12 protein-coding genes and 1 tRNA gene are annotated in these 11,108 nt (G+C 35.1%); 8 read left to right on the top strand and 5 right to left on the bottom strand.

The features are described 5' to 3' along the window. Window positions 1–36: 36 nt before the first annotated feature. Both BUB95_RS05465 and BUB95_RS05460 read right to left on the bottom strand, forming a co-directional pair. A tRNA-Ala gene (locus BUB95_RS05465) sits at window positions 37–110 on the bottom strand. Between the two features lie 5 nt (window positions 111–115). Beyond that, window positions 116–913: a universal stress protein gene (locus BUB95_RS05460; RefSeq protein WP_073084035.1), complete on the bottom strand. Its 798-nt coding sequence runs from the start codon at window positions 911–913 to the stop codon at window positions 116–118. A gap of 35 nt (window positions 914–948) precedes the next feature. On the opposite strand from BUB95_RS05460, the gene BUB95_RS05455 reads away from it, so the two are divergent. From BUB95_RS05455 to BUB95_RS05435, 6 genes are all read left to right on the top strand, one after another. Then, on the top strand, window positions 949–1,449 hold the full coding sequence (locus tag BUB95_RS05455; protein WP_073084032.1) for a GNAT family N-acetyltransferase: 501 nt from the start codon (window positions 949–951) through the stop codon (window positions 1,447–1,449). Next, window positions 1,446–2,780, top strand: a complete 1,335-nt coding sequence (locus BUB95_RS05450; RefSeq protein ID WP_073084030.1) for an MATE family efflux transporter — start codon at window positions 1,446–1,448, stop codon at window positions 2,778–2,780. Before BUB95_RS05455 ends, BUB95_RS05450 begins: the two co-directional genes overlap by 4 nt. Window positions 2,781–2,805: 25 nt before the next feature. Further along, window positions 2,806–2,982: a hypothetical protein gene (locus BUB95_RS14320; RefSeq protein ID WP_200777200.1), complete on the top strand. Its 177-nt coding sequence runs from the start codon at window positions 2,806–2,808 to the stop codon at window positions 2,980–2,982. Between the two features lie 101 nt (window positions 2,983–3,083). Continuing rightward, on the top strand, window positions 3,084–3,533 hold the full coding sequence (locus BUB95_RS05445) for a 6-pyruvoyl trahydropterin synthase family protein (RefSeq protein ID WP_073084028.1): 450 nt from the start codon (window positions 3,084–3,086) through the stop codon (window positions 3,531–3,533). A gap of 59 nt (window positions 3,534–3,592) precedes the next feature. Further along, complete coding sequence (locus BUB95_RS05440) at window positions 3,593–4,345, top strand: UDP-2,3-diacylglucosamine diphosphatase (RefSeq protein ID WP_073085094.1); 753 nt, start codon at window positions 3,593–3,595, stop codon at window positions 4,343–4,345. A 261-nt stretch (window positions 4,346–4,606) separates the two neighbouring features. Beyond that, entirely contained in the window at window positions 4,607–5,566 is a 960-nt protein-coding gene (locus tag BUB95_RS05435; RefSeq protein ID WP_073084026.1) for a T9SS type A sorting domain-containing protein, read from the top strand. A gap of 44 nt (window positions 5,567–5,610) precedes the next feature. Here the strand turns inward: BUB95_RS05435 and BUB95_RS05430 are convergent, their stop codons facing one another. Genes BUB95_RS05430 through BUB95_RS05420 form a run of 3 tightly spaced genes read right to left on the bottom strand, consistent with a single transcriptional unit; the run spans window position 5,611 to window position 9,017 of the window. Beyond that, window positions 5,611–6,876, bottom strand: coding sequence for an MFS transporter (locus BUB95_RS05430; RefSeq protein WP_073084024.1), 1,266 nt, complete (start codon window positions 6,874–6,876; stop codon window positions 5,611–5,613). A gap of 3 nt (window positions 6,877–6,879) precedes the next feature. Beyond that, the gene (recJ, locus tag BUB95_RS05425) at window positions 6,880–8,571 is read right to left on the bottom strand and encodes a single-stranded-DNA-specific exonuclease RecJ (RefSeq protein ID WP_073084021.1); all 1,692 of its coding nucleotides are present in this window, start codon (window positions 8,569–8,571) and stop codon (window positions 6,880–6,882) included. Window positions 8,572–8,579: 8 nt separating this feature from the next. Beyond that, complete coding sequence (locus tag BUB95_RS05420) at window positions 8,580–9,017, bottom strand: OsmC family protein (RefSeq protein ID WP_073084019.1); 438 nt, start codon at window positions 9,015–9,017, stop codon at window positions 8,580–8,582. A gap of 132 nt (window positions 9,018–9,149) precedes the next feature. On the opposite strand from BUB95_RS05420, the gene BUB95_RS05415 reads away from it, so the two are divergent. After that, the gene (locus tag BUB95_RS05415) at window positions 9,150–9,752 is read left to right on the top strand and encodes a carboxymuconolactone decarboxylase family protein (RefSeq protein ID WP_073084017.1); all 603 of its coding nucleotides are present in this window, start codon (window positions 9,150–9,152) and stop codon (window positions 9,750–9,752) included. Between the two features lie 734 nt (window positions 9,753–10,486). After that, complete coding sequence (locus BUB95_RS05410) at window positions 10,487–11,068, top strand: tetratricopeptide repeat protein (protein WP_073084015.1); 582 nt, start codon at window positions 10,487–10,489, stop codon at window positions 11,066–11,068. Window positions 11,069–11,108: the final 40 nt, after the last annotated feature.

Here is an 11,108-nt window from a genome sequence, read left to right as displayed (position 1 = left end):
AAAGCAGCCTCAATGATAAGAAGCTGCCTTAATTTGTGGAGAAGAGCGGACTCGAACCGCCGACCTCTTGACTGCCAGTCAAGCGCTCTAGCCAACTGAGCTACATCCCCTAAAACTATTTTAATCCACTCAAAACTAAAACAGGCATGGTTGTAGAATGAAAATCTTTTTTAAGAATTGTATTGTTTTCCCAAAGCTTCTTAAAAAAACCTCGCTTACGTCTAACCACACATAGTAAATCAGGATGATGGTCTTTATAATGTTCTAAAACACCTTGAAACGTTGTAGGTGCTTCAACATTTTCCGCATTAGTTATTAGCGCTTTAAGTTCGTCATTGACCTCAAAATCACCTTCTCTATACTCTGGAGTTTTAACAAGCAGTAGGTTTACAATAGATTTAAACTGCTCTTTAATCCCTTGTAAAGGTTGTAAAACATCTTTTTTCTCTATGGCTACAGATTTTACAGCCATTAATATTTTTACAATTGGTTTGTAAACATAGCCTTCTGGTACAATTAAGGCTGGTATTTGTGTTTGCTTTATAATTTTACCAGAGGTTTTACCTAAGAAGACTTCTTCTTTAATAGAATTTGTCCTAGGCTCTAAAAGGATTAAGTCTATCTCAAGCGCCTTACATGCTAATTCAATAGTATCCACTAAATTTCCTTTGAAAACTCTAGTCACGACCTCAACGCCTTTCTTATCCACAGACGCAACGTGTTCATCAAGAAAAGCCTGACTTTCACGTTCCAAAATATGGTCTATTTTAATCATAGTACCTGCTTTGGTATAAACATTATATATTTGAACCACGTAAACTTTAGCACCAAAAGCTTTTGCAAAATCTACAGCATATTGGAGGTGGTTTTTGGCGTTTTTTGAAGAACCAACAGGGACTAAAATATTTTTCATCTCACTAAAATTTAACACAAAAGTACACATTATTAATGATTCGAAAAGGTAAGTTAACAGATATTACAGCCATTATAGAAATGACTAAATCTTGCGCAAAACATATGATTTCCAAAGGTATCTACCAATGGAATGAACACTATCCCAACAAAGGTGCTTTTGTAAAAGACGTTAAGCGAGAAGAACTTTATGTTTTAGAATTTAATAACGAAATAATTGGCTCAATCGTCATTTCTAACCTTATGGATGAGGAGTATATTCCCATAAAATGGCTGACCAAAAATGATAAGAATTTATATATCCACCGCTTAGCAATTCATCCTAAATGCCAAGGCAAAGGTTATGCCCAAAAGCTCATGGATTTTGCAGAAAGATTTGCCATAGAAAATAACTATACATCTATACGATTAGACACCTTCTCACAGAACAAAAGAAACCAAAAGTTTTACGAACTTCGTGGTTACAGAAGATTAGGTGATATTTTCTTCCCAAAACAAAGCGAATATCCTTTTCATTGTTACGAGTTAGTACTGTGAGCAACACCATTACCTTAAAAAACATCAATAAATTGGCTATTCCAGCATTAATTTCTGGAGTATCGGAGCCCATTTTATCATTAACAGATGCTGCCATTATAGGTAATATGTCTTTAAATGCTACTGAATCTTTAGCGGCGGTAGGTGTGGTTTCCACATTTTTATCAATGCTTATTTGGGTTTTAGGGCAAACACGAAGTGCTATATCTTCTATCGTTTCGCAATATTTAGGGGCTGGTAAAGTAGAAGCTGTGAGAAATTTACCCGCACAGGCTATTTTTCTTATTACTGCTTTAAGTCTTCTCATTATACTCTTTACATACCCGTTTGCGGCGCAAATATTTAAACTTTATAATGCTTCAAATATCATTTTAGATTATAGTGTGGATTATTACCAAATACGTGTTTTTGGTTTTCCTTTTACCTTATTTACAATCGCAGTTTTTGGAACGTTCAGGGGGTTACAAAACACCTATCATCCAATGTTAATTGCAATTTCTGGTGCAGTAGCAAATATTGTTTTCGATTTTATTTTAGTCTATGGTATAGAAGAAATTATTCCCGCTATGCACATTAAAGGCGCTGCTTATGCGAGTGTTATCGCTCAGATGCTTATGGCAGGATTATCCGCGTTTTATATTCTGAAAAAGACAGATATTCCTTTATTAGTTACATTTCCTTTTAATCCAGAAATAAAACGTTTTGCATTGATGATTCTTAATCTATTTATAAGAACAATTGCTCTAAATGTTGCCCTTTACTTTGCAACTAGTTTTGCGACCTCTTATGGGCCAACCTATATCGCGGCCTATACCATTGCTATAAATCTATGGTTCTTAGGTGCCTTTTTAATTGATGGTTATGCAAGTGCGGGTAATATATTATCTGGAAAATTATTGGGTGCAAAAGATTATAAAAACCTCATAGATTTGAGTAATAAACTCATTAAATATGGGATTTTAGTTGGACTAACAATGGCTATAATTGGAGGTTTACTATACTATCCGATAGGTCAAATTTTTAGTAACGATTCTGAAGTTTTGAATGCCTTTTACGATGTATTTTGGATAATACTTCTTATGCAGCCATTATGTGCCTTAGCATTTATATTTGATGGCGTTTTTAAAGGTCTCGGTCGCATGAAATACCTTAGAAATCTGCTCTTATTTTCAACATTACTGGTCTTTATTCCTGTTATCGTTTATACAGATAGTTTAGACCTAAAGCTGCATGGTATTTTTATTGCTTTTACGCTGTGGATTATTGCAAGAGGTTTTCCATTAATCATAAAATTCAGGAAAACATTTAGACCGCTTGCCCAAAACTCTTAAATTTGGCAACATATTACTACTGTAAATGAACTTCTTAATATTTCTACTACAAAGTGTAGATATAGACCAAAAACTTAAAGAGGCGCCAGACAACGGCTATGCCATAGGTGTTTTTATTGGGACAATATTACCTTTTTTAGTGTTGGTAGCTATTGCATATGCCATTTACAGAAATAGAAAGAAAAGATTAAAAGACAATTAAATGGATATCTTAAGTTTTTTTAGTGGAAACGGCTTGTTTCTTTTGCTAGGTTTGGTGCTGGTCATCGTTTTTTTTGTAAACAAAAGAAAAGGACGTAAATAATGAGTAACATTCGTATTACAAAGCAATTTTCTTTTGAAACTGGCCATGCGCTTTACGGTTATGATGGTAAGTGCAAAAACGTTCATGGGCATAGTTACAGACTAGATGTCACGGTAATTGGTACGCCTATTTCGGATAACACTAACGTAAAATTTGGGATGGTTATCGATTTTGGTGACCTCAAAAAAATTGTAAAAGCAGAAATCGTTGACGTTTTTGACCATGCTACGGTATTTAACAAAAATACACCACATGTAGAGTTGGCCAAAGAATTGCAAGACCGAGGTCACAACGTACTTTTGGTAGATTATCAGCCAACTAGTGAAATGATGGTAATTGACTTTGCTGAAAAGATAAAAAGACATTTGCCTTCAAATATAAAATTACACTCCTTAAAACTCCAAGAAACAGCCACAAGTTACGCTGAGTGGTTTGCCTCGGATAATTGACGCTTGCGTCGTGCTGAACGTGTTTCAGCATCTCAAATATGACTAATAAAATTCAACACATACAAATTCCTTCTGGCAAAAAAATCTATTTTGCTTCAGACAACCATTTAGGTGCGCCAACTATAGAAGCTTCTCGCCCTCGCGAAAAGAAATTTGTAGCTTGGTTAGATGAAGTAAAGCATGACGCTGCTGCTATATTCTTGCTTGGTGATTTGTTCGATTTTTGGTTTGAATACAGAACCGTTATCCCGAAGGGCTTCACAAGAACCCTTGGCAAGCTAGCCGAAATTGCAGATTCTGGTATCCCAATCCATTATTTTGTGGGTAATCACGACTTATGGATGAATGGCTATTTTGAAGATGAACTCGGTATTCCTGTGTATCATAAACCTCATGAGTTTAAACTCGGAAATAAAGATTTTTTCATCGGTCACGGTGATGGTCTTGGTCCTGGCGATAAAGGCTACAAACGCATGAAAAAAGTGTTTAAGAGTCCCTTTTTTAATTGGTTATTTAGATGGGGACATCCAGACATCGGGATGCGTATTGCGCAATATTTTTCTGTAAAGAACAAGCTCATTTCAGGAGACGATGATGCTAAATTTCTTGGCGAAGATAATGAGTGGTTAGCTATTTACAGCAAAAAGAAATTACAGGAAAGACACCGTGATTATTTTGTATTTGGTCATAGACATCTGCCATTGGAAATCCAATTGAATGAAAGGTCTAAATACATCAATCTCGGCGATTGGATTCAGTATTTTACTTATGGTGAATTTGATGGCGAAGACTTCAAACTAAAGGAATATTAATATTCATCTTTTTCATGTTTCTCAGTATGTTCAGTTATGTCGAATTTTTCAAGATATTATAATAAAATCTCTGTTAGAACGACATATAGTAAAATTAGAATTATAAAAAAAAATTAAACATCCTCATTTTAGTAGCGAAGTTATTCTATAAAACAATTAATTTGTTATTATGTAAATTATAATTATTAATAATTAAGTTAATGTGTTGATTTTCAATAAAAAAATCGTTATTTGTACACTAATCTTTTAATGATAATTAAAATGAAAAAAATTTACTTTCTATTTTTACTAATTACAACTTTGACATTTAGCCAAACAACATTAAATCAGGGAGAAGTCATGATTATTGGTTTTCATTTTGATTCTGATGTACCAGCACCTAATTGCGGTGATGGATTTACATTCACAAGTTATGTGGATTTATTACCTGGGACACAAATTCGTTTTTCCGAGGACGAATTTAGCCAATGGCCTACACAATCCGAAGGAGGTCTTTTATGGACTAATACCGAAGGTGAAACAATACCCAGTTTAACAGCCATTCGTATTGACGGAAATAGCTCTACCAGCTCAACGTGTAACGTACCAACAGTAAATATTGGAAGTGTTGTTTATGATGGAAGCGGTTCATTTGCTCTTTCAACATCTGGAGAAGAAATTATAATTTATCAAAGTTCAGCTTCTCAAACATTGGGAACTCCTATATCACTTTTTCAATCTGATGAAGTTGCAGATTTGCCAACTGGTTTAAATCCAGCTTATGTAATAAACTTTGATATTCAAGCGCCTGACGCGGATATAGGTGTATATACTGGACCTTCAACTTTTAGTAGTTTAGCTGATTTTGCTTCACAGATTACAAATGTTGTTAACAATTGGAACACTCAGGATGGTAGTGGAAACAATGGTAATGACAATGTTTCGCCAGATTATCCTGATGATTTAAATTCCGGATTTGCTCAAACCTTAAGTCTAGATTTATTTTCATTATCTGCAAGTTTAACAGTTTTTCCAAATCCAACAAATGGAAGTAAGTTTGTTAATATTTCATCTGGATTTGATTCAAAGAAGAAAGTTACGCTTTACAACTTATTAGGTGAAAGATTAATAACTAGAGAAATTGATGCTGTTCTTGATATTTCAAATTTATCCGCAGGAATATATCTTTTAAAGATTAATCAAAACAATTCCACTATCACAAAAAAATTAATAATTAAATAAAATATTGAGAATCATTAAAGGCACAGTTTATAAGCTGTGCTTTTTTATTCTTTTTCGTGTTCCTCGATATCCCCAGTTAAGTCTAGGTTTCGTAAAGGCTTATTTTTTAGACCCATTACAGCTACGGTAATTAGTGTTATTGTACCACCTAACATTACTGCTAAGGGCGCTCCAAATAACTTAGCTGCGATACCGCTTTCTAATGCGCCAAGTTCGTTAGAAGAGCCTACAAACATAGAGTTTACAGCACCAACCCGACCACGCATGTCATCCGGAGTTTTTAACTGAAGAATGGTTTGGCGTACCACCATAGAAATTCCATCAAAAACACCAGAAAAGAATAGTGCCAAAACACTTAACCACATTAATTTTGAAGCGCCAAATATTATCATGCAGACGCCAAACCCAAATACAGAAACCAAAAGTTTCTTTCCTGTGTTTTTTGTAATAGGTATATAGGTTGTCGCCAACATAGTAATAATGCTGCCAGAAGATAGCGCCGCATTTAAAAGTCCGAAACCTTTTGGTCCAGCATCTAAAATATCCTTAGCAAATACAGCAAAAATGGCGACGGCACCTCCAAATAAAACCGCAATCATATCTAAGGTTAAAGCACCTAGAATAACTTTGTCGTTAAACACAAAGCGGATACCTTTTTCCAAACTCTCTTTTACAGATTCGTTAGTCACCTTATTTAAAATTGGCTTTTTATTAATTTGAAATACCAGCACTAATGCTATCATAACTAATAAAAAAATAATCCCTAGCGTATAGTGTACACCTATCCAAGCGATTAAAAATCCACCAAATAAAGCACCAAAGACATTAGCACCTTTCCAAGTACTACTGCTCCAGGTTGCTGCATTTGGGTACGCTCTTTTAGGAACAATTAAAGCTATAAGAGAAAAAATGGTTGGGCCAAAAAAGGCACGTAACACGCCTCCAAAAAACACTAAACTATAAATACCGTACAACACAGTATTTGTGCGCCATGTAGATTCTATGGCGTCCGAAGTCAACCAAAACAGACCAAAGCTAATTAAAGAAAATAAGGCGATACACAACATAAACAGGTTTCGCTTTTCTTTTTTATCGACTATATGTCCAGCAAAAGGTGCTAGTAGAAAAGCAGGGAGAAATTCACATAAGCCAATAATCCCAAGACTTAGTTCATCATTTGTCATAGAATAGACTTGCCACTCAATCACCACAAACTGCATAGACCAACCAAAGACGAGTGCAAAACGAAGTAAAAGAAAAATATTGAATTCTCTGAAGCGTAATGCTGCATATGGGTCGTTCTTTACCAAAGTTTATGCTTTTATATCTTTAAGTTTTAGCTGAAGGCTTACACTTCCATTCCAATGATTCTCATCAATGGTATAAGCGGCACTGAATGATTGTCTGTCTTTTATGATATCTAACTTATCTCCCAAGCCAAAGCCAATACAAACAAACTTTTCGTTAGTGTTCTGTGTCGCCGTAAATCGTAAATGCTTATCATCTTCGCCTACACATTTTCCCCAACCAGTATCTTTTAAGTCTTGTGTCATAAACACAGGTGTCATGTTTCCGGGGCCAAAAGGTGCAAACTGTTTTAAGATTCGCCATAGCTTTTCATCAATTTGGTTCAAGTTGATTTCTAAATCTACTCTGAGCTCTGGAGTCAACAGTTTAGGGTCTATAGTTTCTTGGACTACGGCTTCAAATTTTGCTTTAAATGCGTCGTAATTTTCTGGAAGTAACGTTAAACCTGCAGCATATTTGTGCCCTCCAAATTGCTCGATGTATTCCGAGCAAGCTTCAAGTGCGTTGTAAACATCAAAACCTTTTACAGAACGTGCCGAAGCCGCTAATTTATCGCCACTTTTTGTAAATACAAGCGTTGGTCGGTAATAGGTTTCTGTTAATCTCGAAGCAACAATACCAATAACGCCTTTGTGCCAGCTTTCGTCATAAACCACTGTGGTAAAACGGTCTTTTTCGTAATTTTCTTCAATCTGAATTAAAGCTTCTTCTGTGATGCGTTGGTCTGCTTCTCGCCTATCAGTATTATATTGGTCGATATCAACGGCATATTCTGCAGCGAGATTAAAATCCGTTTCCGTGAGTAAAGTAACAGCGTGGTTTCCATGTTTCATTCGGCCAGCAGCATTAATACGTGGTGCTATAATAAAAACAACATCGGTTATGGTTAATTCATCCTTCTTAACCTCAGCGATAATAGCCTTCATTCCTGGTCTTGGATTACTATTAATCACTTGTAATCCAAAATAAGCCAACGCTCTATTCTCTCCTACAATAGGTACAATATCAGCGCCAATTGCCGTAGCGACTAAATCTAAATATTCGACTAAATCTTCAGGTGATTTTCCGTCTCTCTCGGCTAAAGCAGAAATTAACTTAAAACCAACGCCACAACCACAAAGTTCCTTAAAAGGATAGTCGCAATCATTTCGTTTGGGGTCTAAAACGGCAACAGCATCTGGAATTTTATCGCCTGGTCTGTGATGGTCACAAATAATAAAATCAATACCCTTTTGCTTAGCGTAAGCTACTTTATCAATAGCTTTTATACCACAATCAAGGGCGATAATTAAAGAGAAATCATTGTCCTCGGCAAAATCAATCCCTTTGTAAGAGATGCCGTAACCTTCATCATATCTATCTGGAATATATGTGGCAACATTTTCGGTTTTTGTTTTTAAATAAGAAGACATTAAGGCTACTGAAGTTGTGCCATCGACATCATAATCACCATAAACCAAAATATTTTCACCATTAGATATGGCGGCTTCAATTCGGGCAACAGCTTTATCCATATCTTTCATTAGAAATGGGTCATGCAAATCGTCGAAACTTGGTCTAAAAAATGTTTTAGCATCTTCAAAAGTTTCGATACCACGTTGTAACAACAAAGTCGCTAAAATATCATCTACTTGTAGTGCTTCTTTAAGCGTTTTTATTTTTTCAGAATCTGGTTTTGGTTTTATGGTCCAACGCATATGACAAATTAGGTGTTGCGTTTTGTTGCAATATGAAAATGATTATTAGTCTCTATTTTGGCGAATTGTCTAAACATTTCCATAACACCGCAGTATTTGTCAATGGATAATTGTACGGCACGCTCACATTTGGCCTTATCTAAATCTGAACCGTAAAAATGATAATCCACCACAACAGAATGATAATATTTGGGATGCTCATCGGTAAGTTCGCCAGACACCTCAACCTTAAAATCATCTATTGGCGATTTCATCTTATCTAAAATTGAAATTACATCTAAAGCCGAACAGCCAGCCAAAGAGGACAACATCATCGCTTTGGGAGATAGGCCAAAACGCTCTTCTTGACCTTCGATACTAGTATCCATTACTACCGTTTTTCCGCTAGGATTATCCGATTCAAAAGTTAAACCGCCTTTCCAATGTGTTGTAATTTTATCTGCCATCTTACTAAAGTTGATGAGTTATAAGTGTCTAAAATACTTAAAGTGCCTTTGCAAAACAAACCTATTGCAAAGTGTTTTGATTACGGATTAACTTGTTAACTTTAGACACTCAAAACTCTAAGTACTTAAAAAATGGCATTAGTAACTCCATTATCTCCAGAACACGATTTAGAAACTAAGGAACTCGCAGAATTCTTTAACGAAACCCTTGGGTTTTGCCCAAATTCTGTATTAACCATGCAGCGCAGACCCGCAATTTCTAAAGCATTTATCAATTTGAATAAAGCTGTAATGGCTAATGAAGGTCGCGTAACTTCGGCTCTAAAACGTATGATTGCTTGGGTAAGTAGTAATTCTACTGGTTGCCGGTATTGCCAAGCGCATGCTATTAGAGCCGCTGAACGTTATGGTGCTGAGCAGGAGCAATTAGATAATATTTGGGAATACCGTACGCATCCAGCATTTTCTGAAGCGGAGCGTGCTGCTTTAGACTTTTCTTTACAAGCTTCAATGGTGCCAAATGCTGTTGATGCCGAAATTAAAGAGCGTCTTTACAAATATTGGGATGAAGGCGAAATCGTAGAAATGCTCGGTGTTATTTCGCTTTTTGGATACCTTAACCGTTGGAATGATTCTATGGGTACAACTATGGAAGAAGGCGCTATAGAAAGCGGAAACCAATATTTAGGAAAACACGGTTTTGAGGTTGGGAAGCATGATGGGTCTAGATATTAAATTTGGAAATTACACCTTAAAATGTGCATATTTGCAACAACAATGAGAAAAACAATAATACATAACGTAGCTAAATCACTGATGTGTCAGTGGGATTATCCGGGAAATAGTAATGAATTATTTCACCGACAAGGACGCTATGTATCTATTTTTAATCATTAATTGTATATGATTTAAACACAAAAACTATAAATAGTAAGAGCGTCCAAGAAATTGGGCGCTTTTTTTATGAAAAAAATTGAAAAATTTGAAACTCGACTTTAAAAAATAAAATAGCACGCATTGAAGACTAAGCAATTGGAAAACAGAAGCTTAAAGAAACCTTCAAGAATCTACATTGAGTGGACAGGAATTTCTATGCCTGAAATTAAGTTTAAGTCATTGATTTTCAATAAATTAAACTAAATTTTTATTTGTTTTTTTAAAAATAGTTTTCATCTTTGCACAGCAGAATTGCATTAAGAATTCGCAATTATATAATTAGTAATAAAACAAGAAGCCATGCTAAAACATAGAGTAGCAATTCAAAATTTAAGTTATGACATCATGTCATTTACAAGGCTTCGGTATTTTCTGTAGATAATTTATTCCTCAGAGAAGAATCCGAAGCAAGCCAACTGTTTCGGATTTTTTAGCTCAAAAAAATTTACGATTACAAAAATCTGAACAGCTTAAAAAAGCAACACATACCATGTTGCATTTAAAACAATGTTGAACAGTAAATTAAAATTATCATGGAAAATAATTTACATAATACATATTTATTCAAAGCGATAGAAGCCTATCCTTATGAATTAGAAAAAGCAGTCGAAGCATTAAACTATGCCTTGTCTTATGACCCTGAAAACACAAAGGCTTTGCATTTAATGGCAAAAGTACACTATGAGCAATTGGGCGATTACGAAACGGCAAAAACATATTTTGAACGAGCTTTAGCAGTAAGATTAGACGTACCTGATTTATATCCCGATTACATCAGATTGTTAATTAATAATCATGATTTTGACGAGGCTCAGAAATTAATCGATTATGCTAAAACAGTAAAAGGTATCGATAAAGCTGGCATCGCTTTAACACAGGGTCAGTTATATGAAAGCTTGATGTTATTCGCTGAAGCGGAGAAGGTTCTCAAAGATGCGAAGCACTTAGCCTTAAATAATGATTTTATCTTCTATGTTGATGATATTTTATCTCGAATAAAGAAGAAAAAGAAGATTCAAGAAAACGAAAATAGAATCATAGAAAACCAAGCTAAGCAAGAGGCTGAAACCAAACCTAAAACGTGGTTTCAGAATAGGTTAAATAATTTATTATAATTAAAAAGAAAGGAGCATTAAAAATCGGCAAATCTAGGTT

The organism is Winogradskyella jejuensis (assembly GCF_900129745.1).
In the GTDB taxonomy this organism is placed as follows: Bacteria; Bacteroidota; Bacteroidia; order Flavobacteriales; family Flavobacteriaceae; genus Winogradskyella; species Winogradskyella jejuensis.
This window is presented reverse-complemented; position numbering and strand designations above follow the sequence as displayed.

What these genes read in the sequence shown, in the direction of transcription:
- BUB95_RS05455 (WP_073084032.1), top strand. Translation starts at nt 949, where the DNA reads ATGATTCGAAAAGGTAAGTTAACAGATATTACAGCCATTATAGAAATG.
- BUB95_RS05445 (WP_073084028.1), top strand. Translation starts at nt 3,084, where the DNA reads ATGAGTAACATTCGTATTACAAAGCAATTTTCTTTTGAAACTGGCCAT.
- recJ (WP_073084021.1), bottom strand. Translation starts at nt 8,571, where the DNA reads ATGCGTTGGACCATAAAACCAAAACCAGATTCTGAAAAAATAAAAACG.
- BUB95_RS05460 (WP_073084035.1), bottom strand. Translation starts at nt 913, where the DNA reads ATGAAAAATATTTTAGTCCCTGTTGGTTCTTCAAAAAACGCCAAAAAC.
- BUB95_RS14320 (WP_200777200.1), top strand. Translation starts at nt 2,806, where the DNA reads ATGAACTTCTTAATATTTCTACTACAAAGTGTAGATATAGACCAAAAA.
- BUB95_RS05435 (WP_073084026.1), top strand. Translation starts at nt 4,607, where the DNA reads ATGAAAAAAATTTACTTTCTATTTTTACTAATTACAACTTTGACATTT.
- BUB95_RS05415 (WP_073084017.1), top strand. Translation starts at nt 9,150, where the DNA reads ATGGCATTAGTAACTCCATTATCTCCAGAACACGATTTAGAAACTAAG.
- BUB95_RS05410 (WP_073084015.1), top strand. Translation starts at nt 10,487, where the DNA reads ATGGAAAATAATTTACATAATACATATTTATTCAAAGCGATAGAAGCC.
- BUB95_RS05420 (WP_073084019.1), bottom strand. Translation starts at nt 9,017, where the DNA reads ATGGCAGATAAAATTACAACACATTGGAAAGGCGGTTTAACTTTTGAA.